The sequence below is a fragment of the Janthinobacterium sp. CG3 genome, from assembly GCF_000344615.1.
In the GTDB taxonomy this organism is placed as follows: Bacteria; Pseudomonadota; Gammaproteobacteria; order Burkholderiales; family Burkholderiaceae_D; genus Janthinobacterium.
Window position 1 is genome coordinate 5,057,842 of sequence record NZ_KB467824.1, and the last position, 23,224, is coordinate 5,081,065.

The window sequence follows — 23,224 nt, forward strand, 5'->3', positions numbered from 1 at the left end:
TTACTAATATACAAATCAAGCCCTCCCGCGTCAATAAACTTCTGTTGGTTGAACGGCCCCCGCCTGGGCGGCGGGCGCAAAAAAAACCCGCCGCGGCGGGTTGTTCGCTGGCCCGGCCGGTTCCCGCCTACTTGGCGACCCAGCTGTCCTTCAGGGTCACGGTGCGGTTGAATACCGGCTTGCCCGGCAGCGAGTCGACGCGGTCGGCGACGAAATAGCCGTGCCGTTCGAATTGGAAGCGCTGGTCCGGCAGCGCCGCCGCCATGCCCGGCTCCAGGTAGGCGCGCACCACTTCCTTGGCGTTCGGGTTCAGCGCCAGTGTGAAGTCCTTGCCGCCGGCGTCCGGCTGCGGGTCGGTAAACAGGCGGTCGTACAGGCGTACCTCGGCCTCCACCGCGGTCGCTTCGCTCACCCAGTGGATGTTGCCCTTGACCTTGTAGGTGGCGCTGCCGTCGCTGCCCGACTTGCTGTCTTCGAAATAATGGCAATGCACGGCGACGACCTTGCCGTCGGCGTCCTTGTCAAAACCGGTGCATTCGACCACGTAGCCGTAGCGCAGGCGCACCCGGCTGCCCGGCTTGTCGCCGATCGGCGGATACAGGCGGAAGTAGCCCTTGCTCGGCACCTCCATGAAGTCGTCCTGCTCGATCCACAGCCGGCGCGTCAGCGGGAAGGTGCGCAGGCCGCGCTCGGGGAAGTGCGGGTGCACCGGCGAGTTGCACTCGACGCTGCCGTCCTCGGCGAAGTTGTCGATCACCAGCTTGAGCGGGCGCAGCACGGCGGCCGCGCGCGGCGCCTTCGGGTCCAGGTCTTCGCGCAGGCAGCCCTCGAAGGTGCTCATGTCGATCCAGCCGTCCGACTTGGTCACGCCGATGCGTTCGCAGAACAGCTGGATCGCCTCCGGCGTGAAGCCGCGCCGGCGCAGGCCGACGATGGTCGGCATGCGCGGATCGTCCCAGCCGTCGACGATGCCCTCGTCGACCAGCTGGCGCAGCTTGCGCTTGCTGGTGATGACGTAGGTCAGGTTCAGGCGCGAGAATTCGTACTGGCGCGGCGCCGGCAGCCGGAAGAAGTTGCCGGCCGACAGGGTCGCCAGCAGCCAGTCGTAGAACGGCCGGTGGTCCTGGAACTCCAGCGTGCAAACCGAATGGGTGATGTTCTCCAGCGCATCCGAGATCGGGTGCGTGAAGTCGTACATCGGGTAGATGCACCAGGCGTCGCCGGTGCGGTGGTGGTGGGCGTGGCGGATGCGGTAGATGGCCGGGTCGCGCAGGTTCATGTTCGGCGACGCCATCGCGTCCTCGCTGACCTTGGCGCGCAGGATGTGCTCGCCGTCCTTGAACTGGCCGGCGCGCATCGCCCGGAACAGCGCCAGCGACTCGTCGGCGGGGCGGTCGCGGAACGGCGAATTGCTGCCCGGCGTGTTGAAGTTGCCGCGGCTGGCCGCCATGTCGTCGGCGCTCTGGCTGTCGACGTAGGCGAGGCCGGCCTGGATCAGGTATTCGGCCATCAGGTACAACTGCTCGAAGTAGTCGCTGGCGTAGTGCAGGTGGTTTTCGACGCCGTTCGGTCCCGCGGATTCCCAGTTGAAGCCGAGCCATTTGACGCTGTCGATGATGGTGTCGACGTATTCCTGCTCTTCCCTGGCCGGGTTGGTGTCGTCGAAGCGCAGGTTGCAGCGCCCGGCGTAGTCGCGCGCCAGGCCGAAGTTCAGGCAGATCGATTTGGCGTGGCCGACGTGCAGGTAGCCGTTCGGCTCCGGCGGGAAGCGCGTGATGACGGGCGGCAGGCCCGGGCGCGCGTGGGTGCCGGCGGCCAGATCGGCTTCGACGATGGCGCGCAGGAAGTTGGACGTCAGCGCCGGGGCCGCCGGCGCGCTGTTGTTTTTGTCGTTGCTCATGTGCTTTTCAGTTCAATGCAGTGAAAGTGTCGGGTTGCCGGCATTTTACCGTACGCGCCGGCGTTTGCCGCCGATGTTGCGGCGCGCATTTCACGCGCGGGCCGGACGCCGGCCCTTTTCTATAGGATAATTCGTCTTTAATTGTTTGCGGCACGCGTCCCGGAGTCTTCATATGGTGGAAAATGTATACAACGTCCTCGGCGTCGCCCCGAATGCCAGCGACGAGGAGGTCAAGAAGGTCTACCGCTCGCTGGCGATGCGCTTCCACCCCGACCGCAACCAGGCGCCGGGCGCGGAGGCGCGTTTCAAGAGCATCACCAAGGCCTATGAAATCCTGGCCGACCCGGTCAAGCGCGCTGAATACGACCAGAGCGTCAACCACCGCATCATCATCGATCCGGAGGCCGAGGCCTACGCGCTGTGGCGTTCCGTGTTCAGTCTGCACGGCACCGTCCTGCCGGCCTGAGCCGGGTTTACGCATCATCTAGAGCGGCGCCGCATACGGCGCCGTGGAATACATTGGAAAGAAGAAAATGATAAGAGTACACCCCGAATTTGCCTATCAGTCGCGCGAGTTGGGCGGCCAAATCGAAGGCATTCTGGGCGATCCGCCGAACCGCAAGAACTACCAGAGCGTGGTCAGCGCGCTGGTCGGCGAATACGCCAGCGGCGGCGGCATCGAAGATTTGAACATGCTCAGCTTTGCGCTGGTCGACCATATCGTCTTCAACAACCCGAAGGGCTTGCTGGCCGCCAGCGAGGACTACGACATGGGCGAGCCCGGCCCGGTGTTCGCGATGGCGTCCTGCGCCGGCGCCGAGGCGGCCAAGATGTACGCGGCCATCGCCGACAGCTTCCCGGAGCTGGCGCGCCAGGCCATTATCACCGCCTTCCTGTACAAGAACCCGCGCCTGTGGGACGACGAGGACCAGTCGCTTGAGCAACTCGGCGTCAACGACGACGGCGACGACCGGCACGACGACGACGACGTCACCGACGAGTTCGCGCAGATGTTCGACCAGGACGGAGACGACAATGGCCGCTAACAGCAACCTGCCGGCGCTGAGCAAGCAAGTCACCGAGCTGGTGCTGGCCGGCTCGCTGGGCCACGCCGAGCAAGCCTTTTCCGACGCCGCCGAGCAGTACGGTGACCTGGTCGTGGCCGAGGTGCTCGGCAGCATCCCGCCGCAGGTGACGGCGCTGCACCTGGCCGGCTTCGACGGCGGCAAGATGTCGCTGGCGACGCTGCTGGTGCCGCCCAAGGCCTGGGCCGACAGCCTGGCCTTCATCGCCGCCACCTGGAGCGACGACCAGATCGAGGACGACCCGGAGCGCATCGCCGAGGCGCTGTTCGCGCACATCCACGGCATCGTCTTCTCGTCCGAGGACGCCGAGCGCCGCCGCGCGCTGCTGTTCGAAGCCTCGGCCACCGACTGGGGCTCGACCGCGTTCGCCATCCTGTTCTCGATGGCGCCGAAGGAAATCCTGGAAGTGGCCGGCGAGATCCTGGTCAAGGGCCCGTACATCACCGGCCAGACCTCGTCCGACAACGACGTCGTGCCGCTGGCGATCGAACTGGCGCAGGCCAACGAGGACGGCTGGGACCGCGCGCTGTTCGAGCTGTTCCCCGACTTCCGCCACAGCGGCGACCTGGTCGACGCCGAATTTTCCGACGACCCGGACGAGGAGGAGCCGGCCTTCCTGCAGCGCAGCACCAAGGAGTTGCTGTACCGCTTGCGCAAGCAAGTGCCGAGCACGCGCAGCAGCGTGGCCAAGCCTGGCGCGCGCCGCAGCCTGGGCACCGGCATCTTTTCTTGATGCCGCAATCGTCAGTGGAACCTACATAATGCTGCCTGCAATCGTAGTAGAAAACCTGCCGCGCCTGGTGCGCGCCATTAAATTGCTGGCGACCGATGCGCGCATCGACGCCGCCGCCAACCTGGCCGACGAACTCACCGGCATCACCGCCATGGTGGCCGAGAAGTTCACCAACGAGCGCACCGCCGAGGGCATCCAGAAGGCGCTGTACCTGACGGTGGGCGGCGTCTCGCTGGGGCTGGAGCACGCGCTGATGCACGAGGGCGACGAGGCGGCGCTCGACTTCCTGGTCGAGCACGGCGCCGAGCACGCCTTCCAGGTCGGCTTCCGCCTGGTGCGCGAGCTGTCGCAACTGCCCGAGGACGCGCTGGTCGGCGAGTACGACGTCGACCCGGTGTATGTGCAGCGGCGCCTGCGCGACCTGTTCGTCGACCTGTGCGGCGCCGACCCGAACAAGAACTGGAACGGCCCGGAGAAATACGCGCTCCAGCTCAAGCAGCGCAAGGAAGTGCAGGCGATCGTGCGCCTGGCCAACTGGCTGCGCCGCCACAACAGCCGCGGCCCGGTCAACGACAGCGACCTCAACGCGGAGGGCGTGATTGCGCTGGCGGTCATCTTCGCCATCGAGGGCGGCGGCGGCATCGTCGCGCGCACCGGCCAGAAGCAATTCGAACGGCTGGTGCGGGCGGTGCGCAAGAACAAGCCCGACTTCGAGGCGGGCTGGACGGAGCTGCTGGCCAAGGTGCCGGTGCAGCACCACGAGGTGCTGCTCGAGCGCATCGAGGCCTATCGCACGCACTGCACCGTGATCCAGCAAATCCTGACGCGCACCAGCATGAAAAAGCTGTTTGAACAGCTGGAAAACTACGCCGGCTCGGAACTCGACGCCGACTACGACTAGGCGCCCTGGGCGCCGCCGTCGTACGATTAAACCGGAGGCGCACATCCCGGGCCAGACCGTGAGGGTCTGACCCGGGGCCGGCCCCGGCACGTTGGCGTTGCTTTTTCCCGCTCCAGCGGCCTTCCTCGATCCCCCCTACACTACGCCGCGCCGGCCGCCTCGCCCGCCAACGCCACAAACGCGTCGATCAGCGGCGTGCTCGGCCCCCGGCGCCGCGCCAGCAGCAGGCTGGTGGTCGCGGCCGGGTCGGCAATCGGCCGGTAACACACGCCGTCCATCCTGATCCGGTCGAACGAGGCCGGCAGCACCGAGATGCCGCAGCCGGCCGCCACCAGGCCGATGATGGTGGACGCCTCGCCGGCCTCCTGGGCGATGTGCGGCACGAAACCGGCGGCCCGGCACAAACGGAAGATTTGCGGATAAATGCCGGTGCCGGCGTCCTTCGGATACATCACGAACGCCTGCCCGGCCAAATCCTTGATGGCGATCTCGGCCTGGCCGGCCAGCGCATGCCCGCTCGGCAGCACCAGCAGCAGCGGGTCCTGGCGCAACACGCTCAGCGTCACGCCGTCGGGAATCGCCGCCTCCGGCGGGCGCACGAAGCCCAGGTCCAGCGTGCGCTGGCCGATCGCCTCGATCTGCGGCAGCGTCGCCATTTCATGCAGCGTCAGGCGCACCAGCGGGAAGCGCTGGCGGTAGCCGTTGATGACGCTGGCAAACAGCGGCGTGAACGGCGTCGAGAAGGTAAAGCCGATGCGCAGCTCGCCGGCCTCGCCGCGCTGGGCCCGGCGCGCCGTCACGGCGGCCTCGTCGGCCAGCGCCAGGATGCGCCTGGCGTCGACGAGGAACAGGCGGCCGGCCTCGGTCAGGCGCACCCAGCGCTTGCTGCGCTCGAACAACTGCGCGCCCAGCTCCGCCTCCAGCGCCTGGATTTGTTGGCTCAGCGGCGGCTGGCCGATGTGCAGGCGTTCGGCGGCGCGCGTGAAATGCAACTCCTCGGCGACGGCGACGAAGTAGCGCAGGTGGCGTAGTTCCATTTTTGTTATCTGTTTAAAGTATGATTAATGACTCGAATATATATTGGACGATATTAATACGCAATCCTATGATGGACTTCTCGCCGCCCTCCCAGTCCGCCACCATGCCCGCTCCCGCCCTCCATCTCGTTGCCGCGCCCTCCGCGCAGCCGGCCATCGCCGCCGGCACGCCGGCGTTCAAACGCAGCAACCGCGCGCTGTTTTTCGGCGGTTTTTCCACCTTCGCCCTGTTGTACTGCGTGCAGCCGCTGATGCCGCTGCTGTCGCACGAGTTCGCGCTGACGCCGGCGCAAAGCAGCTGGTCGCTGTCGATATCGACGGCCGCGCTGGCCGTCTCGCTGTTGCTGACGAGCGCCATGTCCGACCGGCTCGGGCGCAAGCCGCTGATGGTGGCGGCGCTGGCCGTGGCGGCACTGATGACTTTGCTGTGCGCCTTCGCCCGCAGTTATCCGCAGTTGCTGCTGATGCGCGCCGCGCTCGGCGTCGCCCTGGGCGGCATGCCGGCCATCGCCATGGCCTACCTGGCCGAAGAGATCGAAGCGCCGTCGCTGGGCTTGTCGATGGGCTTGTACATCGCCGGCAGCGCCTTCGGCGGCATGGCCGGCAGGGTGGTGGTGGCGGTGCTCAGCGACTTTTACTCGTGGCGGGCGGCGCTGGCGGCGATGGGCGTGATGGGCTTGCTGGCGGCGGCCGAGTTCTGGCGCAGCCTGCCGCGCTCGCGCAATTTCGTCGCCAACCGCGACGGCTGGGCGGCGCTGCCGGCGGGCCTGCGCCGGCACCTGTCCGACCCCGGCCTGCCGTGGCTGTTCCTGCTGGCGTTCCTGCTGATGGGTTGTTTCGTCAGCATGTACAACTACATCGCCTACCGGCTGCTGGCGGCGCCGTTCGCGCTGGGCCAGAGCACCGTCGGGGCGATCGCCTTCCTGTACCTGATCGGCATCTTCAGTTCGGTCTGGGCCGGCCGCCTGGCCGACCGGCTCGGGCGCCGCGGCGTGTTGTGGATCATGCTGTCGACGATGCTGGCCGGCTTGCTGCTGACGTTGTCGAACGCGCTGGCGCCGATCCTGGCCGGCCTGGCGCTGTTCACCTTTGGCTTTTTCGCCGCGCATTCGATCGCCAGCAGCTGGGTGGGACGGCGGGCGCGCGCGCCGCAGGCGCTGGCGTCGGCGCTGTACCTGTTCTTCTACTACCTCGGTTCCAGCCTGGTGGGTTCGCTGTCGGGCCTGGTGTGGGCCGGCGCCGGCTGGTCCGGCGTGGTGACGCTGCTCAGCGTCGGCCTCGGGCTGGCCCTGCTAGTCGCGCTGCGCTTGCGTCACCTGGCGCCGCTGGGGCCGCGCCTGGCCGCGTCCTGACCCGGCCGCCGGCCTAGTTCGGGCAGGTCAGCAGATAGATGCGCTCGCCGTCGGGCTTGATTTGAATGCAGTAGCTCAGGACGGCGGTAGTGACTTTATAGATGCGCGAGCCGCTGCTCCCCGGCATCGTCAATTCCTCCGTTCTTGCCGCTTCGTAAAACTTGGGCCGTACCGCCGCGTGGGCCGCCGCGAACCCTTTTTCCAGCCTGGCCTGCGGCGTGTCCAGCGGCGCCTGTTCGCCGCGCTGCGGGTGCTCCTTGCGCAATTGTTTGTCGATTTTGCCGATGTCGCGTTTGGCTATGCGCATGATCTCGTCGACGCTGAGCGGCGCCGCGGCGGGGTCGGCCGCGGCCGCCGGCGGCGCGACGGTAACCGGGTCCGGCGTGATAGTCGCCGCTTCCGTCGGCGCCCGCGGCGCGCCCCGGCGTGGCGCCGGCGTTCGCGCGGCGGCGGGCAGGCGCCGCGGTACCGGCGGCAGCGGCGCGGCGCTGGTGCCGCTCGGGCGCGTTGCCGGCAAAGGCAGGATGAACCACTGGATCGGCGCCCGCTCGGGCTGTGCCGACTCCGCCGGGAGCGGATGGTGGCTTTGCAAAAACGCGTACAGCAAGGCCAAATGCACCGCCCCCGTCAGTAGGACGGCCCCCATGCGCTGCGTGTTCAATGTGTTTGTCATCGTGGAATGTCGAGTGGCGAAGCGCGTCAGCGATGGCGCAATGTATATGACTAATTTAACAATTGTGCAATCGGTAACAGATTCTTACAAGGCGGGCGCACCTTCGTTTCTGGACGTATAGATTATTTGCGCCGGCGCAAAAAGTCTGGCTGACGGGCTGGCCGGGATTGCAACTTTGGCCGCATCCGCCGATCCAACCAAGACCGGCGCACTTTCCGCACCGGGATTTTTTTTGGAGGCTAATCATGCTACAAGCGAACGAAATCCAACAACGCTTTACTACGATTCAGCAAGCCATCGGACAGGCTTCCCAGGCTTGCTCCGTCGAACGCGACCTGCCCAGCGAATTGAGGGATTGCATCGAGCGCCTGGACCGGCAATCGGACCTGGCCAAGGAAGCCATCGAATCGCGCGACGAAATGCGCATCCGCAAAGTGGTCGAAGACTTGGAACAACTGGGCGACCGCGCCAAGCAGGTGTGCGGCAGCGGCGCCAACCTGACGCCGCAGATGAAAAACGCCGTGCTGCGGGTGCACGACGAGCTGTCCAACCTGAAGCACCAATTGCATTAAAAGCGCCGCGCACGTAAAACGCCCGCCAACGGCCTCAAGGAGCGGGGTGGGTGGCTAGGTGACACGGCATCCCCGTCTGACCCCAGCCCTTTGTCGGTGGTTTGAATGTTGTTAACGCCGGGCTGACGCGTACGCCAGTCGGGTTACGCCCTTGCGGGCTAACCCGACTTACGGGCGACGATTGGCTTCCGCGGCGGCACGACGGACTAGAGCACGCCCTTGTCGCGCAGCGCGGCGATGCGTTCGGCGCTGTGGCCGAGCATTTCGCGCAGCACCTCGTCGGTGTGCTGGCCCAGCAGCGGCGGCGCCAGCTCGGTGCAGGGCGGCGTGGCCGACAGGCGCATCGGGCTGCGCACCAGCTTGACGGTGCCGGCGCTGGGGTGCGGCATCTCGAAGGCCAGACCGCGCGCCCGCACCTGCGGGTTGTCGAACACGTCGGCGATGTCGTTGATCGGGCCGCACGGCACGCCGACCGCTTCCAGCTGGTCTATCCACTCGGCCCGGGTGCGCGTCTTGACCATCTCCGCCAGCAGCGGCACCAGCGCGTCGCGGTGCTCGACCCGGCCCGGATTGCTGGCGAAGCGGACGTCGGCCGCCAAGTCCGCGCGCCCGCCGACCTCGACGAACTTCTGGTACTGGCCGTCGTTGCCGGCGGCGACGATGATGTGGCCGTCGGCGCAGGCGAAAGTTTGGTAGGGCACGATGTTCGGGTGGGCGTTGCCCCAGCGCTTGGGGGCCTTGCCGCTGTTCAGGTAATTGCTGCCCATATTCGCCAGCATCGCCACCTGCACGTCGAGCAGCGCCATGTCGATATACTGGCCCTCGCCAGTGCGGTCGCGGTGGCTCAGCGCGGCCAGCACCGCGATGGTCGCGTACATGCCGGTCATCAAATCGGTCAGCGCGACGCCGGCCTTTTGCGGGCCGCCGCCGGGCAGGTCGTCGCGTTCGCCGGTGACCGACATCAGCCCGCCCATGCCTTGGATCAGGAAGTCGTAGCCGGGGCGGTGCGCGTACGGCCCGTCCTGGCCGAAACCGGTGACCGAGCAATACACCAGGTCCGGCTTGATCCCTTTCAGCGTTTCATAGTCGAGGCCGTAGCGTTTCAGATGGCCGACCTTGAAGTTCTCCAACACCACGTCGGAGTGGCGCGCCAGTTCGCGCACCAGCGCCTGGCCGTCGGCGCTGGCGATGTCCACCGTCACCGAGCGCTTGCCGCGGTTCGCCGCCAGGTAATACGCCGCCTCGCTGGTGTCGCGGCCGTCGGCGTCCTTGGCATAGGGCGGGCCCCAGGCGCGCGTGTCGTCGCCGGCGCCGGGCCGCTCGATCTTGATGACGTCGGCGCCCAAGTCCGCCAGGTTTTGCGAGCACCAGGGTCCGGCCAGCACGCGGCTCAGGTCGAGCACGCGCAAATGGCCCAGCGCTTTTGGCGCGGTCGAGGTTTTTTCAGTCGAATCCGACATCTTGTCCTTTAACAATGGTAACGTTGGAAACAAAGTCTAGAACACATCGCCAGGCTTGTCGATGAAATCACCGAGCGGATCGTCCATGTGGCCCTACCCTAAAATTGTTGCGCACCGAGGCGGCGGCACGCTGGCGCCGGAAAATACCTTCGCCGCGCTGCGCTGCGCCCTGGCCTACGGCTTCCACGCCGTCGAGTTCGACGTCATGCTGTCGCGCGACGGCGTCGGCGTGGTGTTGCACGACGACGTGCTGGGGCGCACCGTGGCCGGCGCCGGCAGCGTCGCCGACCTCGGCGCGGCCGAGCTGGCGGCGCTGGACGCCGGCAGCTGGTTTAGCCCCCTGTTCGCCGACGAAAAGGTGCCGAACTTCGGCCTGTTCGTCGACTACTGCAAGGCGCAGCGCATCTGGATGAACATTGAAATCAAGCCGGTGCCGGGCTTCGAGCGCGAGACGGGCAGGGTGGTGGCGGGCGTTACCCGGGCCTGCTTCGGCGCCGAGATCGCCGCCGGCGACCCGGCCCAGCTGCCGCTGCTGTCCTCGTTCAGCGCCGAGGCGCTGGCGGCGGCGCGCGAGGCCGCGCCCTACCTGCCGCGCGCGCTGCTGATCGATTGCCTGCCGCACGACTGGCTGGCCCGGGCGCGCGCGCTCGACGTTGTTGCCGTGCACACCAACCAGCGCCACCTGACGGCGGCGCTGGCGCGGGCCGTCAAGGACGCCGGCCTGGGCCTGTTCTGCTACACAGTCAACGAGCCCGGGCGCGCGCGCGAATTGCTCGGCTGGGGCGTGGACGGCTTCTGCACCGACCGCATCGACCTGATCGGCCCGGACTTCGCATAAACGGCATGGCCGGCCGCGGCGCCACGGCGCCCGCCGCCGCCGCCGCCCGGTATTTCCGGGCGGGGTTATCACGTATAATATTTTCTTTCAAGCTGCCGCCACCCCTGCCAAAAAACATGAATTCATCTGACATCCGCGACAAATTCCTCAAGTTCTTCGAATCGAAGGGCCATACAATTGTCCGCTCCAGTTCGCTCGTTCCGGGTAACGATCCCACCTTGTTGTTGACCAATAGCGGCATGGTGCAATTCAAGGACGTGTTCACCGGCACCGACACGCGCCCGTACACCCGCGCCACCTCGGTACAACGCTGCGTGCGCGCCGGCGGCAAGCACAACGACCTGGAAAACGTCGGCTACACCGCGCGCCACCACACCTTCTTTGAAATGCTGGGCAACTTCAGCTTCGGCGACTACTTCAAGCGCGACGCCATCCAGTACGCCTGGGAATTGCTGACCAAGGTCTACGGCCTGCCGGCCGACAAGCTCACCGTCACCGTCTACCACGAGGACGACGAGGCCTACGACATCTGGTCCAAGGAAATGGGCGTGCCGGTCGAGCGCATCATCCGCATCGGCGACAACAAGGGCGCGCGCTACGCCTCGGACAATTTCTGGCAGATGGCCGACACCGGCCCGTGCGGTCCGTGCACCGAGATCTTCTACGACCACGGCGCCGACATTCCGGGCGGCCCGCCGGGTTCGCCCGACGAGGACGGCGACCGTTTCATCGAAATCTGGAACCTGGTGTTCATGCAGTTCAACCGCGACGACGCCGGCGTCATGCACAAGCTGCCCAAGCCTTGCGTCGATACCGGCATGGGCATGGAGCGCCTGGCCGCCGTGCTGCAGCACGTCCATTCGAACTACGAGATCGACCTGTTCCAGGCCTTGATCAAGGCCGCCGCGCGCGAAACCGGCGCCACCGACCTGGAAAGCAAGTCGCTGCGCGTGATCGCCGACCACATCCGCTCGGCCGCGTTCATGATCGTCGACGGCATCATTCCCGGCCCTGAAAGCCACGGCTATGTGCTGCGCCGCATCATCCGCCGCGCGCTGCGCCACGGCCACAAGTTGGGCCAGACCAAGCCGTTCTTCTACAGGCTGGTCGACGACCTGTCGATCCAGATGGGCGCCGCCTATCCCGAGCTGGCCGACATGAAAGAGCGCGTCGCGCACATGCTCAAGACGGAGGAAGAGCGTTTCGGCGAGACGCTGGAAAACGGCATGAAGATCCTGGAAACGCAACTGGCCAAGGACGGCAAGAACCTCGACGGCGCCACCGCCTTCCTGCTCTACGACACCTATGGCTTCCCGCTGGATTTGACGGCCGACATTTGCCGCGAGCGCGACGTCGTGCTCGACGAGGCCGGCTTCAAGGAGGCGATGGAGCGCCAGCGCGAAAACGCGCGCAAGAAGGGCGGCTTCGCCAAGCTGCAAAACGTCGACTACGCCGGCGCGAAAAACAAGTTCGTCGGTTACGACAAGCTGGTCCACGCCAGCAAGGTCGTCGCGCTGTACGCCGACGGCGTGTCGGTGCAGGAACTGAAGGGCGGCCAGTCCGGCATCGTGGTGCTCGACACCACGCCGTTCTACGCGGAATCGGGCGGCCAGGTCGGCGACCGGGGCGTCATCCAGTTCACCTCCGGCCAGTTCAACGTCGAAGACACGCTGAAGATCCAGGCCGACGTGTTCGGCCACCACGGCGAGCTGGCGGAGGGCGCGCTGACGGTGGGCGACACGGTCGAGGCGATCGTCGACGAGGCGACCCGCGCGCGCACCATCCGCAACCACTCGGCAACGCATTTGATGCACAAGGCGCTGCGCGAGGTGCTGGGCGCCCACGTGGCGCAAAAAGGCTCGGTGGTCGATCCCGACCGCACCCGTTTCGACTTTTCGCACAACGCGCCGCTGACGGCCGAGCAGATCGTCGCCGTGGAGGCGCTCGTCAACCGCGAGATCCTGCAAAACCACGCCACCCAGTCGCATAACATGTCCTTCGACGACGCCGTCAAGCACGGCGCCATGGCCTTGTTCGGCGAGAAGTACGGCGACGAGGTGCGCGTGCTCGACATCGGCAGCTCGAAAGAGCTGTGCGGCGGCGTGCACGTGCAGCGCACCGGCGACATCGGCCTGTTCAAGATCATCGGCGAGGGCGGCGTCGCGGCCGGCATCCGCCGCGTCGAGGCCGTCACCGGCGAAGGCGCGCTGGCGCTGGTGCAAAGCTTGAACCGGCGTCTGCTGGAAGCGTCGGCGGCCTTGAAGGCCAACCCGGACGAGCTGACCGCCCGCATCGTGCAGGTACAGGACCACGTCAAGTCGCTGGAGAAGGAATTGGCGGCGCTGAAGTCGAAGCTGGCCTCCGGGCAGGGCGACGAACTGGTCGCCCGGGCGGTCGACGTCAACGGCGTCAAGGTGCTGGCGGCGGTGCTGGACGGCGCCGACGTGGCGCGCCTGCGTGAAACCATGGACAAGCTCAAGGACAAGCTGAAGACGGCCGCCATCGTGCTCGCCAGCGTCGCCGACGGCAAGGTCAGCCTGATCGCCGGCGTCACCGCCGACGCCACCGGCAAGGTCAAGGCCGGCGAGCTGGTCAACTTCGTTGCACAACAAGTGGGCGGAAAAGGCGGCGGACGCCCCGATATGGCGCAGGCCGGCGGTACCGATCCTACCAACCTGGCGGCCGCCTTGGCGGGCGTCCCGGCCTGGGTTGCCGAGCGCGCTTGAGAGTGAAAACGGCGGCGCGGCCACGGCCGCGTTGTCGTTTTACTACCTCAGTTGTCGTTGTGACCTCACAACATTTGCCGAACTATTTTGGTGCAGCGCGTCATTTGCCCGTAATTGGAGTAGTATGTCAAAAATCAGTGCAACGAACCAAGCGGGATATGATGAGCGACACACTACTTGATAACGAGATCATGGAATTCCAAAAAGAACTCGACGCGCGGGGCTTGAATTGCCCGTTGCCGATTCTGAAGGCCAAGAAGGCCCTGGCCGAGCTGCAAAGCGGCGAAGTACTGCGCATTATGGCCACCGACCCCGGTTCGGTGCGCGACTTCCAGGCGTTCGCCAAGCAGACCGGCAACGCGCTGCTGTCCCACGTGCAGACCGGGCGCGAGTTTGTATTTTTGATGCAACGCAAATAGTCCAGGCCGCGGCGGCCCCGAAACGGCCCGCCGCGACGCGTTTATGCTGCTTTGCAGCGTTCTCATCGCCATTCCGAAGCACGCCGTCTGTTGGATTAGACGACTTCTTCTAACAAAAAATCGCACGATCGTGCTTTAATTCTGTTTATCGCCGGGTTTCCTCTTATAATCTAGCCCATATTTACTTAGTCCGTCATTTTTATCATTTCCCAAAGGCACAGCTATGAAAGTCTTGGTACCCGTCAAACGCGTGGTCGACTACAACGTCAAAGTCCGCGTCAAAAGTGACGGCACTGGCGTCGATACCGCCAACGTCAAAATGTCGATGAACCCGTTCGATGAGATCGCGCTGGAAGAAGCGATGCGCCTCAAAGAAGCCGGCAAGGTCACCGAAGTGATCGCCGTCTCGTGCGGCGTGACGCAGTGCCAGGAAACCCTGCGCACCGCGATGGCCATCGGCGCCGACCGCGGCATCCTGGTGGAAACGGCCGCCGAACTGGAGCCGCTGGCCGTCGCCAAGCTGGTCAAGGCGCTGGCCGACAAGGAACAGCCGCAACTGATCATCCTGGGCAAACAGGCGATCGACGACGACAGCAACCAGACCGGCCAGATGCTGGCGGCCCTGCTGGGCTGGCCGCAAGCGACGTTCGCCTCGAAAGTGCTGCTCGACGACGGCAAAGTGACGGTCACCCGCGAAGTCGACGGCGGCCTGGAAACGCTGACTTTGACTCTGCCGGCCATCATTACCACCGACCTGCGCCTGAACGAGCCGCGCTACGTGACGCTGCCGAACATCATGAAGGCGAAGAAGAAGCCGCTCGACACCGTCAAGCCGGAGGAACTGGGCGTCGACTGCACGCCGCGTCTGAAAACCCTGAAAGTCGTCGAGCCGGCCAAGCGCTCGGCCGGCATCAAGGTGCCGGACGTCGCGACGCTGGTCGCCAAGCTGCGCAACGAAGCCAAAGTCATCTAGGGAACATGCGCGAAATAACTTCCCGATTTGTTGCGCGTCTGGCGGGCGCGCTGCGGCGTTGGCCGACCCTAGCAATGCTCGCATTGCGTCGGGTCGTCCGCCTTGCATCGCATCCCGCCAGACGCGTCCAAATAGGGAATTTATTTCTTACACGTTCCTGCGGCCCCGCCGTCCCCACAACATGAATCGGGCAGCGCGCGCAACGCCGCGCCGCCGACATACTAGGAATTATCATGGTCGCATTAGTTATTGCTGAACACGACAACGCTTCGTTAAAAGGAAGCACCCTCCACACCGTGACCGCCGCGCTGCAATGCGGCGGCGACGTCCACGTTCTGGTGGCCGGCAGCAATGCCGGCGCCGCCGCCGCGGCCGCCGCGCAAATCGCCGGCGTGACCAAGGTGCTGCTTGCCGACGCGCCCGCGTTTGCCGACGGCCTGGCCGAGAACGTCGCCGAGCAGGTGCTCGCCGTTGCCGCCGCCTACAGCCACATCCTGGCCCCGGCCACCGCCTACGGCAAGAACATCCTGCCGCGCGTGGCCGCCAAGCTGGACGTGGCGCAGATTTCGGAAATCACCAAGGTCGATTCGCCCGACACCTTCGAGCGCCCGATCTACGCCGGTAACGCGATCGCCACCGTGCAGTCGGGCGACAAGGTCAAAGTCATCACCGTGCGCAGTACCGGCTTCGACGCCGCCGCCGCCACCGGCGGTGCGGCCGCCACCGACACCGTGGCCGCCGTCGCGGACTCGGGCAAGTCGGTCTTCGTCGGGCGCGAAGTGGCCAAGTCGGACCGTCCCGAGTTGACCGCCGCCAAGATCATCGTTTCGGGCGGGCGCGGTATCGGTTCGGCCGACAACTTCAAGGTCTTGGAGCCGCTGGCCGACAAGCTGGGCGCGGCCATGGGCGCCTCGCGCGCCGCCGTCGACGCCGGCTTCGTGCCGAACGACTGGCAGGTGGGCCAGACCGGCAAGATCGTCGCGCCGACGCTGTACATCGCCGTCGGTATTTCCGGCGCGATCCAGCATCTGGCCGGCATGAAGGATTCGAAAACCATCGTCGCGATCAATAAGGATCCGGAAGCGCCGATTTTCGCCGTGGCCGACTACGGCATCGTCGGCGACCTGTTCGATATCGTTCCCGAACTGGTCAAAGAACTGGGCTGATCCGGCTGATAAGAGCTTGAGTTAATACTTACCAAGCCACGCTGGTCCGACGCACGAAGTGCGGGGCCACCGTGGCTTGTTTTCTTGGAGAGATGAGATGAGTTACACAGCGCCGTTGAAAGATATGTTGTTCGTCATGAACGAACTGGCCGGCTTGGCCGACGTGCACACGCTGCCTGGCTGCGAAGACGCGACCCCGGACACCGCCGAGGCGGTGCTGGAAGAGAACGCGAAATTCTGCGGCGCCGTGGTGGCCCCGCTGAACGGCCCCAGCGACAAGGAGCCGAGCTTCTGGCACGACGGCAACGTCACCACCTCGAAGGGCTTCAAGGACGCCTTCAAGGCGTTCGCCGAGGCCGGCTGGCAGGGCGTGCAACATCCAACCGAATTCGGCGGCCAGGGCTTGCCGAAGTTGCTGGCGACGCCGTGCATTGAAATGTTGAACTCGGCCAGCGTCTCGTTCGCGCTGGTCGCGCTGCTGTCGGACGGCGCCATCGAGGCGCTGCTGACGGCCGGCAGCGACGCGCAGAAGGCCACCTACCTGGAACCGCTGGTGTCGGGCAAATGGACCGGCACCATGAACCTGACCGAGCCGCAGGCCGGCTCCGACCTGGCCGCCGTGCGCAGCCGCGCCGTGCCGCAGGGCGACGGCACCTACAAGGTGTTCGGCACCAAAATCTTCATCACCTACGGCGAACACGACATGGCCGAGAACATCGTCCACCTGGTGCTGGCGCGCACGCCGGACGCCCCGGCCGGCGTCAAGGGCATCTCGCTGTTCATCGTGCCGAAATTCCTGGTCAACGCCGACGGTACGCTGGGCGCGCGCAACGACGCCCATTGCGTCTCGATCGAGCACAAGCTGGGCATCAAGGCCAGCCCGACCGCGGTGCTGCAATTCGGCGACCACGGCGGCGCCATCGGCACCCTGGTCGGCGAGGAAAATCGCGGCCTGGAATACATGTTCATCATGATGAACGCGGCCCGCTTCGGCGTCGGCCTGCAGGGCATCGGCTTGGCCGAGCGCTCGTACCAGCAGGCGGTGGCGTTCGCCAAGGACCGCGTCCAGTCGCGCGACCTGGCCGGTTCGGCCGGCCCGGTTTCCATCATCCACCACCCGGACGTGCGGCGCATGCTGATGTCGATGCGCGCGCAGATCGAGGCGGCGCGGGCGCTGGCCTACGTCGGCGCCGGCGTCAGCGACGTGGCCCACCACCATCCGGACGCGGCGGTGCGCGCCGACAGCCTGGCCGTGTATGAATACCTGGTGCCGGTCATCAAGGGCTGGTCGACCGAAATGTCGCAAGACGTCACCCGCGACGGCGTGCAAGTGCACGGCGGTATGGGCTTCATCGAGGAAACCGGCGCCGCGCAGCACTACCGCGACGCCAAGATCCTGACGATCTACGAAGGCACCACGGCGATCCAGGCCAACGACCTGGTCGGTCGCAAGACCGTGCGCGACGGCGGCGCCGTGGCGAAAAGCATCATCGCCCAGGTCCGCGCGACCGAGGCGCAACTGGCCGGCCTGGCCGGCGCCGACTTCCGGGCGATGCACCGCCAGTTGAGCGAAGGCAGCGCGGCGCTCGACGCCGTGGTCGACTACGTCGCCGCCAACATGAAAACCGACATCAAAGCCGTCTTCGCGGGCAGCGTGCCGTACCTGAAACTGGCCGGCATCGTGCTGGGCGGTTGGCAGATGGCGCGCGCCGCCATCATCGCCCAGCAGAAGCTGGACGCGGGCGGCGGCGACGCCTCGTTCTACCGCGCCAAGATCGGCACCGCGCGCTTCTTCGCCGACCACATCCTGTCGCAGGCGTCGGGCCTGCGCACGGCGATCATCGACGGCAGCGCCGGCGTGCTGGCCTTGACCGAAGACCAGTTCTAAGCTTCGCGGCGCCCGGATACCGTTAAGCAAGCCCGGCTTTGCAGGTCGGGTTGGCCCAAAGGGCGTAACCCGACAATGTTGGCACGGAGCAGCGCGTCTCGCTTCGGCCAACATTGTCGGATGACGCGTCCCGCTAATCCGATCGACGACACACTTACGCCAGCGCAAACAAGCGTCCCCGGCGCGATCCTCGCGCATCAGCCCCTTGCCCTCGTCGCGCGCGCGTGGCGATGCCATGGGCGGCGAGGGTGGGGGTGGGTGTTATCGCGTCTTCAAGTCGAGGAAAACAGCTAGTCGCGCTCAGCCGTAGGCGCCGCCGGTGTAGAGCAGGTCGAACAGGCGGGCGATGGCGAAGATCAGCGAGCCGGCGCCGACCATCAGCGTGGCCACCAGCAGCAGCGCCAGCGGCCAGTTCGACGCCGACCGCTTGCCGGAGCCGGCGTTGCGGGCCGCGTCCCACTTCTCGTCCGGGGTCAGGCCCAGCACCAGCGATTCGAGGAAGGCGACCAGTGTCGAGACGATCAGCGGCAGGGCCTGGTAGAACCAGTCGGCGGCCGGCGCCAGCGTATAGACCAGCAGGCTGGCCGGCAGCGCCGCCAGGTGCAGCCACAGCCAGCGGTCGCGCGCGCCGCGCAGGTACAGGCGGTGCGCGCCGAGCGCGCCCAGCAGGAAGGCCAGCAGGCTGGCGAAGGTCTTGTTTTTGTGCGAAACGGCCATGGTGTGCGGAGCGGGAAGGGGGAAAGACCGCAAGTATCGGTCAAAACCCGCCGCCGCCGCCAGCCTTATTCGCTATCAAGGCCCCGATCGCTATTGCGCGCCCGGCCCTGCATGGTTCATAATGTTCGATTAGCTCAAATTACACGCCCGTCATCATAACGCTTGCTGCCTGGCGGTAAAGCGCGCTATAATTTGCGGCTTTTTCCGCCTCAGCACACTTATTTGGAATTATTATGGTCGTTATTCGTTTAGCTCGTGGAGGCGCCAAGAAGCGCCCGTTCTTCAACATCGTCGCTACGGATTCGCGCAATCGCCGCGATGGTCGCTTCATTGAGCGCATCGGTTTTTACAACCCGATGGCGTCGGGTGGCGAAGTGCCATTCCGTATCACTGAAGATCGCCTGTCGTACTGGCAAGGCGTTGGCGCGCAATTGTCGCCAACCGTCGCTCGCCTGATCGCGGCCGGCAACAAAGTAGCAGTAGCAGCTTAAGTTAGATCACTGGTTTGACGGTTAATACTGCATCCGGGGTGGAAGCCCCCGACGATCTGGTACAGGTAGGTTATGTTTCAGGTGCCTACGGCGTCGCTGGCTGGGTCAGGGTCACCCCTTTCTCGGTCGACGCGGATGCCTTGTTGAGTGTCAAAACCTGGTGGTTCGATAAGCCGAACTTGCATGGCGTTGACGTCAAGCAGGTGAAACTTCACGGCGGCGACGTCGTGGCCCAGTTGCTGGGTGTGGTAGGGCGGGATGCCGCAGAAGCGCTGAAAGGCGCCGCTGTCCAGGTTCCGCGCAGCCATTTCCCGACGCTGTCGGCTGACGAATTTTATTGGTCCGATCTGATCGGACTGACAGTACAGAATTTGCAAGGCGAGTGTCTCGGCCAGGTCGCCGACATGATGAGCAACGGTCCGCAATCGATATTGCGCGTCGCCCCTGTCGTCGACCCCGCCGCCGACGCCGCCGACAAGGCGCCCGAGCGCCTGATCCCGTTTGTCAGCCAGTTTGTCATTCAAGTTGACAAGGCCGGCAAGACCATCACGGTCGACTGGGGTCTGGATTATTAAGCGGCGGCATGGGAAGGGGGCTTGCGATGCAATTTGATGTCGTCACCCTGTTTCCGGAAATGTTTGCCGCCTTGACGCAGTCGGGGGTGACCCGGCGCGCGTTCGAGCAGCAGAAATGCGGCCTGTCGCTGTGGAATCCGCGTGATTTCACCACCGACAACCATCGTACCGTCGACGACCGCCCCTACGGCGGCGGCCCCGGCATGGTAATGCTGGCCAAGCCGCTGGAGGCGACCCTGGGCGCCGCCAAGCAGCGCCAAGTCGCGCTCGGCCTGGCCGCGCCGCGGGTGGTGTTCATGTCGCCGCAAGGCCGCGCCCTGACGCACGAGCGCGTGATGGAATTGAAAACCGAAGCCGGTCTGGTGATCCTGTGCGGCCGCTACGAAGCGGTCGACCAGCGCCTGATCGAGCGCTGCGTCGACGAGGAAATCAGCCTCGGCGACTTTGTCCTGTCCGGCGGCGAGCTGCCGGCGATGGCGCTGATGGACGCGGTGATACGGCAGTTGCCGGGCGTGCTGAACACGGACGCCTCGGCGGTCGAGGACAGCTTCGTCAACGGCTTGCTCGATTCGCCGCACTACACGCGTCCGGAAAGTTACGAAGGCGTGGCCGTGCCGCCGGTGCTGATGGGCGGCAACCACGCCGAGATCGTCAAATGGCGCCGCCAGCGCATGCTGGAGGCGACCGCGCGCAAGCGCCCCGACTTGCTGGCCAAGTCGCGCGCCGCCGGTTTGCTAACGCGCGCCGACGAACAGTTTTTATCAAGCCTGTAATGCGTTTCGCAGGTGGTAGCAAGCAGTACCGCGCGGGCGTCTTGCCCGCATGTTTAACCCCATCCTCTACCGGGCAGATGCAAATCTTCGCGCCGGCAAGATGGTTTCTGGAGTAAGAAAAATGGACTTGATTCAGCAATTAGAGCAGGAAGAAATTGCCCGTCTGGGTAAAACGATTCCTGTGTTCGCCCCTGGCGATACCGTTATCGTCAACGTCAACGTCGTCGAAGGCACCCGCAAGCGCGCCCAGGCATACGAAGGCGTCGTCATCTCCCGTCGTAACCGTGGCCTGAACTCGAACTTCATCGTTCGCAAGATCTCGTCCGGCGAAGGCGTCGAGCGTACGTTCCAGTTGTACTCCCCGCTGATCGCTTCGATCGAAGTGAAACGCCGCGGTGACGTTCGCCGCGCCAAGCTGTACTATCTGCGTGAGCGTTCGGGCAAATCGGCGCGTATTAAAGAGAAATTGCCACAACGTAAAGTCGTGGCGAAAGCAAGCGCTTAATTCTAGCGCCTGTGTCTGGAAGAAGGGGCGCCTGCAGGTGCCCCTTTTTTGTTTGTCCGCCGCCGGAAGGAAACACGCCTTGTCTACCGTCCTGTTCGACCCGCAAACCCTGCCGATCGATTCGATCGCCGGCGAGGCCGCCGTCGCCGCCGAGCGCCTGACGGCGCACTGGTTGCGCCAGCGCTTCGCCGAGCCGCCGCACTGGACGCCGGAGGCGGCCGAGCAGCCCTGGCCGATGGCCGCGCCGGCCAAAGCGGCGGCGGTGTTGGTGCCGCTGGTGCTGCGCGAGGCCGGTCTGACGCTGCTGCTGACGCGCCGCACCGCGCACCTGAACAACCACGCCGGCCAGGTCAGCTTTCCCGGCGGGCGCGTCGAGCCAAGCGACAGCTCGCCGGTCGACACGGCGCTGCGCGAAACCGAGGAAGAGGTCGGCCTGCGGCGGCGCCACGTCGACGTGCTCGGCACCTTGCCCGATTACCACACCGGCACCGGCTATTGCGTCACGCCGGTGGTCGGCCTGGTCACGCCGCCGTTCGCCTTGCGCGCCGACCCGTGCGAGGTCGATGAAATCTTCGAGGTGCCGCTGGCCTTCCTGATGGACGGCCAGAACCACCAGCGCCTGTCGGCCCTGTTGCCGGCCGGGCGACGCTCTTTCTACGCGATGCCGTATGATCGCTTCTATATCTGGGGCGCCACCGCCGGCATGCTGCGCAACCTGTTCCACTTCCTGCGCGCCTGAGCCGGCCCCCCCCCAGTAATAAGTTTGATTCCGGCATGACATTACGTTATCGTAGCGGGCATTACGGCATTGCTGATTAAAAGGACGTTTGATGACATTTCTTTCCATTCTTTGCGCGCTGTTGATCGAACAACTCAAGCCCTTGCGCGCGGACAATCCCATCTACGCCGAAATCAAAAGCCTCGCGATGTGCATGGAAACCTGGTTCAACGCCGGCGACCCGGGCCACGGCCGCATCGGCTGGTTCCTGATGATGGCGGCGCTGATGGTGCCCACCGCGCTGATCTACTGGGTGCTGATCCATTACAACCTGCCGCTGGTCGCCTTCGTCTGGAACATCCTGATCGTCTACCTGACGCTGGGTTTCCGCCACTACAGCCATTACTTCACGTCGATTCAACTGGCGCTGAGCGCCGGCGACGAGGCCGCCGCGCGCGCGCTGCTGGCCGAATGGACCAAGCAGGACACGGTCGGCATGGAAGCCAACGAGATCGCCCGCATCGCCGTCGAGATGTCGCTGATCACCACGCACCGCAACGTCTTCGGCGTGTTCTTCTGGTTCCTGATGCCGCTCGGGCCGGCCTGCGCCGTGATGTACCGCGTCGCCGAGTACCTGGCGCGCGCCTGGAACGAACCCGAGCACATGCGCAACGAGGCCTTCGGCCGGTTCGCCGCGCGCGCCTTTTACTGGATCGACTGGATTCCGGCGCGCCTGACGGCGATCGCCTTCGCCGTGGTCGGCAATTTCGAGGACGCCATCTACGCCTGGCGCAATTTCGCCCACCGCTGGCAGGACGAGGCCATCGGCATCATCCTGTCGGCCGGCGGCGGCGCCATGGGCGTGCGGCTGGGCACGCCGCTGGAGACCGCGGCCAAGGTGCTGCCGGCCGACGCCGCCACCGTCGACAGCAGCGACAGCGAAGGCGAGAGCGTGCCCGGCGACGAGCCGAGCCTGCGCGCGCTGCAAAGCACGGTGGGCCTGGTCTGGCGCGCCTTGCTGTTGTGGATGTTGTTGCTGTTGTTGTTGTCCGGCGCGGTCTGGCTCGGCTAAATGACGGGAAACAGGACTACAATGCGGGCAGGGCCGGGGTCGGCGCCGACTTCGGCCGGCCCGCCTGCAACGGCGCTCGATGCGCAGGTCTTCTATAAGATATAATACCCAAGTATTGCTAGTTCAGAGGCACGGCAGCACCGCTACACGGCAGTTCAGATCCACCGGCCCGGCGCTCTTGCCGGGGTCATTCACGCATCCATGCCCCACCGCCCACCGTCTATGGCCGACTCCGCTCAAACCAACAAAGAACTGTCCAACGAGTTCTTTATCCTTGGCGCCACCAGCGATGGCAAACAGTTCCGTCCCAGCGACTGGGCCGAACGCCTGTGCGGCGTGATGTCCTGTTTCAATCCCGAAGGCGGGCGCCACTCGCACCTGCAATTCTCGCCCTACGTGCGCCCGACCATCGTCAACGGCATGAAGGCGGTGGTGGTCAACGCCAAGCTCAAGCAGCTTGAGCCGATGGCTTTCCATTTCGTCGTCGAATTCGCCAAGGATAACGACCTGCAAGTGGTCGACGCCTGTTTCCTGCCGTATCCCGACGACCAGCGCCCGTAAGCCGGCGCGGCGCGGACGCGGCCGCCCTCACTTTTGAGGCAGATCAAGCCCGCGCGCCGGTGCCGGCGTAGCGTGGTGCTGCAACGCGC

24 protein-coding genes are annotated in these 23,224 nt (G+C 65.5%); 19 read left to right on the plus strand and 5 right to left on the minus strand.

Annotated features, from left to right (window positions below):
• Positions 1–127 precede the first annotated feature (127 nt).
• A complete protein-coding gene (locus JANGC3_RS0122435) occupies positions 128–1,900 on the minus strand; it encodes a glutamine--tRNA ligase/YqeY domain fusion protein (protein WP_017878732.1) in 1,773 nt (590 codons plus the stop codon).
• 175 nt (positions 1,901–2,075) lie between these two features.
• On the opposite strand from JANGC3_RS0122435, the gene JANGC3_RS0122440 reads away from it, so the two are divergent.
• From JANGC3_RS0122440 to JANGC3_RS0122455, 4 genes are all read left to right on the plus strand, one after another.
• Entirely contained in the window at positions 2,076–2,366 is a 291-nt protein-coding gene (locus JANGC3_RS0122440) for a DnaJ domain-containing protein (protein WP_026133355.1), read from the plus strand.
• A gap of 67 nt (positions 2,367–2,433) precedes the next feature.
• Entirely contained in the window at positions 2,434–2,946 is a 513-nt protein-coding gene (locus JANGC3_RS0122445) for a hypothetical protein (protein WP_026133356.1), read from the plus strand.
• Positions 2,936–3,718, plus strand: coding sequence for a hypothetical protein (locus JANGC3_RS0122450; RefSeq protein WP_017878735.1), 783 nt, complete (start codon positions 2,936–2,938; stop codon positions 3,716–3,718). Before JANGC3_RS0122445 ends, JANGC3_RS0122450 begins: the two co-directional genes overlap by 11 nt.
• Before the next feature lie 28 nt (positions 3,719–3,746).
• On the plus strand, positions 3,747–4,619 hold the full coding sequence (locus JANGC3_RS0122455) for a hypothetical protein (RefSeq protein ID WP_017878736.1): 873 nt from the start codon (positions 3,747–3,749) through the stop codon (positions 4,617–4,619).
• 140 nt (positions 4,620–4,759) lie between these two features.
• Here the strand turns inward: JANGC3_RS0122455 and JANGC3_RS0122460 are convergent, their stop codons facing one another.
• Positions 4,760–5,656 carry a LysR family transcriptional regulator gene (locus tag JANGC3_RS0122460; protein ID WP_017878737.1) on the minus strand — a complete coding sequence of 299 codons (897 nt, stop codon included), beginning with the start codon at positions 5,654–5,656 and terminating at the stop codon, positions 4,760–4,762.
• Between the two features lie 68 nt (positions 5,657–5,724).
• On the opposite strand from JANGC3_RS0122460, the gene JANGC3_RS0122465 reads away from it, so the two are divergent.
• Positions 5,725–7,008, plus strand: coding sequence for an MFS transporter (locus tag JANGC3_RS0122465; protein ID WP_017878738.1), 1,284 nt, complete (start codon positions 5,725–5,727; stop codon positions 7,006–7,008).
• 13 nt (positions 7,009–7,021) lie between these two features.
• On the opposite strand, the gene JANGC3_RS0122470 is transcribed toward JANGC3_RS0122465, so the two are convergent.
• Entirely contained in the window at positions 7,022–7,681 is a 660-nt protein-coding gene (locus tag JANGC3_RS0122470; protein ID WP_157406829.1) for a hypothetical protein, read from the minus strand.
• Between the two features lie 245 nt (positions 7,682–7,926).
• Between JANGC3_RS0122470 and JANGC3_RS0122475 the strand changes: the two genes are divergently transcribed.
• Positions 7,927–8,253 carry a hypothetical protein gene (locus tag JANGC3_RS0122475; protein ID WP_017878740.1) on the plus strand — a complete coding sequence of 109 codons (327 nt, stop codon included), beginning with the start codon at positions 7,927–7,929 and terminating at the stop codon, positions 8,251–8,253.
• 206 nt (positions 8,254–8,459) lie between these two features.
• Here JANGC3_RS0122475 and JANGC3_RS0122480 read toward each other — a convergent pair whose 3' ends face one another.
• A complete protein-coding gene (locus JANGC3_RS0122480) occupies positions 8,460–9,713 on the minus strand; it encodes a CaiB/BaiF CoA transferase family protein (RefSeq protein WP_017878741.1) in 1,254 nt (417 codons plus the stop codon).
• An 85-nt stretch (positions 9,714–9,798) separates the two neighbouring features.
• Between JANGC3_RS0122480 and ugpQ the strand changes: the two genes are divergently transcribed.
• From ugpQ to JANGC3_RS0122510, 6 genes are all read left to right on the plus strand, one after another.
• Positions 9,799–10,551 (plus strand): glycerophosphodiester phosphodiesterase, encoded by a 753-nt coding sequence (gene ugpQ, locus JANGC3_RS0122485; protein WP_017878742.1) that lies wholly within the window; start codon positions 9,799–9,801, stop codon positions 10,549–10,551.
• A gap of 116 nt (positions 10,552–10,667) precedes the next feature.
• A complete protein-coding gene (gene alaS, locus JANGC3_RS0122490) occupies positions 10,668–13,277 on the plus strand; it encodes an alanine--tRNA ligase (protein ID WP_017878743.1) in 2,610 nt (869 codons plus the stop codon).
• A gap of 191 nt (positions 13,278–13,468) precedes the next feature.
• Positions 13,469–13,696: a sulfurtransferase TusA family protein gene (locus JANGC3_RS0122495; protein ID WP_017878744.1), complete on the plus strand. Its 228-nt coding sequence runs from the start codon at positions 13,469–13,471 to the stop codon at positions 13,694–13,696.
• Positions 13,697–13,919: 223 nt separating this feature from the next.
• Positions 13,920–14,669, plus strand: a complete 750-nt coding sequence (locus tag JANGC3_RS0122500; RefSeq protein WP_017878745.1) for an electron transfer flavoprotein subunit beta/FixA family protein — start codon at positions 13,920–13,922, stop codon at positions 14,667–14,669.
• Between the two features lie 233 nt (positions 14,670–14,902).
• A complete protein-coding gene (locus JANGC3_RS0122505) occupies positions 14,903–15,835 on the plus strand; it encodes an electron transfer flavoprotein subunit alpha/FixB family protein (protein WP_026133358.1) in 933 nt (310 codons plus the stop codon).
• A gap of 97 nt (positions 15,836–15,932) precedes the next feature.
• On the plus strand, positions 15,933–17,723 hold the full coding sequence (locus JANGC3_RS0122510) for an acyl-CoA dehydrogenase (protein ID WP_026133359.1): 1,791 nt from the start codon (positions 15,933–15,935) through the stop codon (positions 17,721–17,723).
• A 300-nt stretch (positions 17,724–18,023) separates the two neighbouring features.
• Here the strand turns inward: JANGC3_RS0122510 and JANGC3_RS0122515 are convergent, their stop codons facing one another.
• Positions 18,024–18,440 carry an NINE protein gene (locus tag JANGC3_RS0122515; RefSeq protein WP_017878748.1) on the minus strand — a complete coding sequence of 139 codons (417 nt, stop codon included), beginning with the start codon at positions 18,438–18,440 and terminating at the stop codon, positions 18,024–18,026.
• A gap of 233 nt (positions 18,441–18,673) precedes the next feature.
• Here JANGC3_RS0122515 and rpsP point away from each other — a divergent pair, with 233 nt between their 5' ends.
• The 7 genes from rpsP to JANGC3_RS0122545 all read left to right on the plus strand — a co-directional run bounded on the left by rpsP (position 18,674) and on the right by JANGC3_RS0122545 (position 23,135).
• Positions 18,674–18,931, plus strand: a complete 258-nt coding sequence (gene rpsP, locus JANGC3_RS31850; protein WP_081611951.1) for a 30S ribosomal protein S16 — start codon at positions 18,674–18,676, stop codon at positions 18,929–18,931.
• A gap of 14 nt (positions 18,932–18,945) precedes the next feature.
• On the plus strand, positions 18,946–19,506 hold the full coding sequence (rimM, locus tag JANGC3_RS0122520) for a ribosome maturation factor RimM (RefSeq protein WP_035787909.1): 561 nt from the start codon (positions 18,946–18,948) through the stop codon (positions 19,504–19,506).
• Between the two features lie 26 nt (positions 19,507–19,532).
• Positions 19,533–20,279, plus strand: coding sequence for a tRNA (guanosine(37)-N1)-methyltransferase TrmD (gene trmD / locus JANGC3_RS0122525; protein WP_017878750.1), 747 nt, complete (start codon positions 19,533–19,535; stop codon positions 20,277–20,279).
• Between the two features lie 121 nt (positions 20,280–20,400).
• The gene (rplS, locus tag JANGC3_RS31855) at positions 20,401–20,784 is read left to right on the plus strand and encodes a 50S ribosomal protein L19 (protein ID WP_026133360.1); all 384 of its coding nucleotides are present in this window, start codon (positions 20,401–20,403) and stop codon (positions 20,782–20,784) included.
• Positions 20,785–20,863: 79 nt separating this feature from the next.
• A complete protein-coding gene (locus JANGC3_RS0122535; protein ID WP_017878752.1) occupies positions 20,864–21,523 on the plus strand; it encodes a CoA pyrophosphatase in 660 nt (219 codons plus the stop codon).
• 91 nt (positions 21,524–21,614) lie between these two features.
• Positions 21,615–22,574, plus strand: a complete 960-nt coding sequence (locus JANGC3_RS0122540; RefSeq protein ID WP_026133361.1) for a CobD/CbiB family protein — start codon at positions 21,615–21,617, stop codon at positions 22,572–22,574.
• A 222-nt stretch (positions 22,575–22,796) separates the two neighbouring features.
• Entirely contained in the window at positions 22,797–23,135 is a 339-nt protein-coding gene (locus tag JANGC3_RS0122545) for a DUF3579 domain-containing protein (protein WP_017878754.1), read from the plus strand.
• Positions 23,136–23,224 lie beyond the last annotated feature (89 nt).

Excerpts from the sequence above, each read along its gene's own strand:
- JANGC3_RS0122460 (WP_017878737.1), bottom strand. The coding sequence starts at position 5,656 with ATGGAACTACGCCACCTGCGCTACTTCGTCGCCGTCGCCGAGGAGTTG.
- JANGC3_RS0122465 (WP_017878738.1), top strand. The coding sequence starts at position 5,725 with ATGATGGACTTCTCGCCGCCCTCCCAGTCCGCCACCATGCCCGCTCCC.
- JANGC3_RS0122500 (WP_017878745.1), top strand. The coding sequence starts at position 13,920 with ATGAAAGTCTTGGTACCCGTCAAACGCGTGGTCGACTACAACGTCAAA.
- JANGC3_RS0122470 (WP_157406829.1), bottom strand. The coding sequence starts at position 7,681 with ATGACAAACACATTGAACACGCAGCGCATGGGGGCCGTCCTACTGACG.
- alaS (WP_017878743.1), top strand. The coding sequence starts at position 10,668 with ATGAATTCATCTGACATCCGCGACAAATTCCTCAAGTTCTTCGAATCG.
- JANGC3_RS0122515 (WP_017878748.1), bottom strand. The coding sequence starts at position 18,440 with ATGGCCGTTTCGCACAAAAACAAGACCTTCGCCAGCCTGCTGGCCTTC.
- ugpQ (WP_017878742.1), top strand. The coding sequence starts at position 9,799 with ATGTGGCCCTACCCTAAAATTGTTGCGCACCGAGGCGGCGGCACGCTG.
- rplS (WP_026133360.1), top strand. The coding sequence starts at position 20,401 with ATGGACTTGATTCAGCAATTAGAGCAGGAAGAAATTGCCCGTCTGGGT.
- rpsP (WP_081611951.1), top strand. The coding sequence starts at position 18,674 with ATGGTCGTTATTCGTTTAGCTCGTGGAGGCGCCAAGAAGCGCCCGTTC.
- JANGC3_RS0122445 (WP_026133356.1), top strand. The coding sequence starts at position 2,434 with ATGATAAGAGTACACCCCGAATTTGCCTATCAGTCGCGCGAGTTGGGC.
- JANGC3_RS0122435 (WP_017878732.1), bottom strand. The coding sequence starts at position 1,900 with ATGAGCAACGACAAAAACAACAGCGCGCCGGCGGCCCCGGCGCTGACG.
- JANGC3_RS0122505 (WP_026133358.1), top strand. The coding sequence starts at position 14,903 with ATGGTCGCATTAGTTATTGCTGAACACGACAACGCTTCGTTAAAAGGA.
- JANGC3_RS0122475 (WP_017878740.1), top strand. The coding sequence starts at position 7,927 with ATGCTACAAGCGAACGAAATCCAACAACGCTTTACTACGATTCAGCAA.
- JANGC3_RS0122480 (WP_017878741.1), bottom strand. The coding sequence starts at position 9,713 with ATGTCGGATTCGACTGAAAAAACCTCGACCGCGCCAAAAGCGCTGGGC.
- JANGC3_RS0122495 (WP_017878744.1), top strand. The coding sequence starts at position 13,469 with ATGGAATTCCAAAAAGAACTCGACGCGCGGGGCTTGAATTGCCCGTTG.
- JANGC3_RS0122540 (WP_026133361.1), top strand. The coding sequence starts at position 21,615 with ATGACATTTCTTTCCATTCTTTGCGCGCTGTTGATCGAACAACTCAAG.
- JANGC3_RS0122545 (WP_017878754.1), top strand. The coding sequence starts at position 22,797 with ATGGCCGACTCCGCTCAAACCAACAAAGAACTGTCCAACGAGTTCTTT.
- trmD (WP_017878750.1), top strand. The coding sequence starts at position 19,533 with ATGCAATTTGATGTCGTCACCCTGTTTCCGGAAATGTTTGCCGCCTTG.
- JANGC3_RS0122450 (WP_017878735.1), top strand. The coding sequence starts at position 2,936 with ATGGCCGCTAACAGCAACCTGCCGGCGCTGAGCAAGCAAGTCACCGAG.
- JANGC3_RS0122455 (WP_017878736.1), top strand. The coding sequence starts at position 3,747 with ATGCTGCCTGCAATCGTAGTAGAAAACCTGCCGCGCCTGGTGCGCGCC.
- JANGC3_RS0122510 (WP_026133359.1), top strand. The coding sequence starts at position 15,933 with ATGAGTTACACAGCGCCGTTGAAAGATATGTTGTTCGTCATGAACGAA.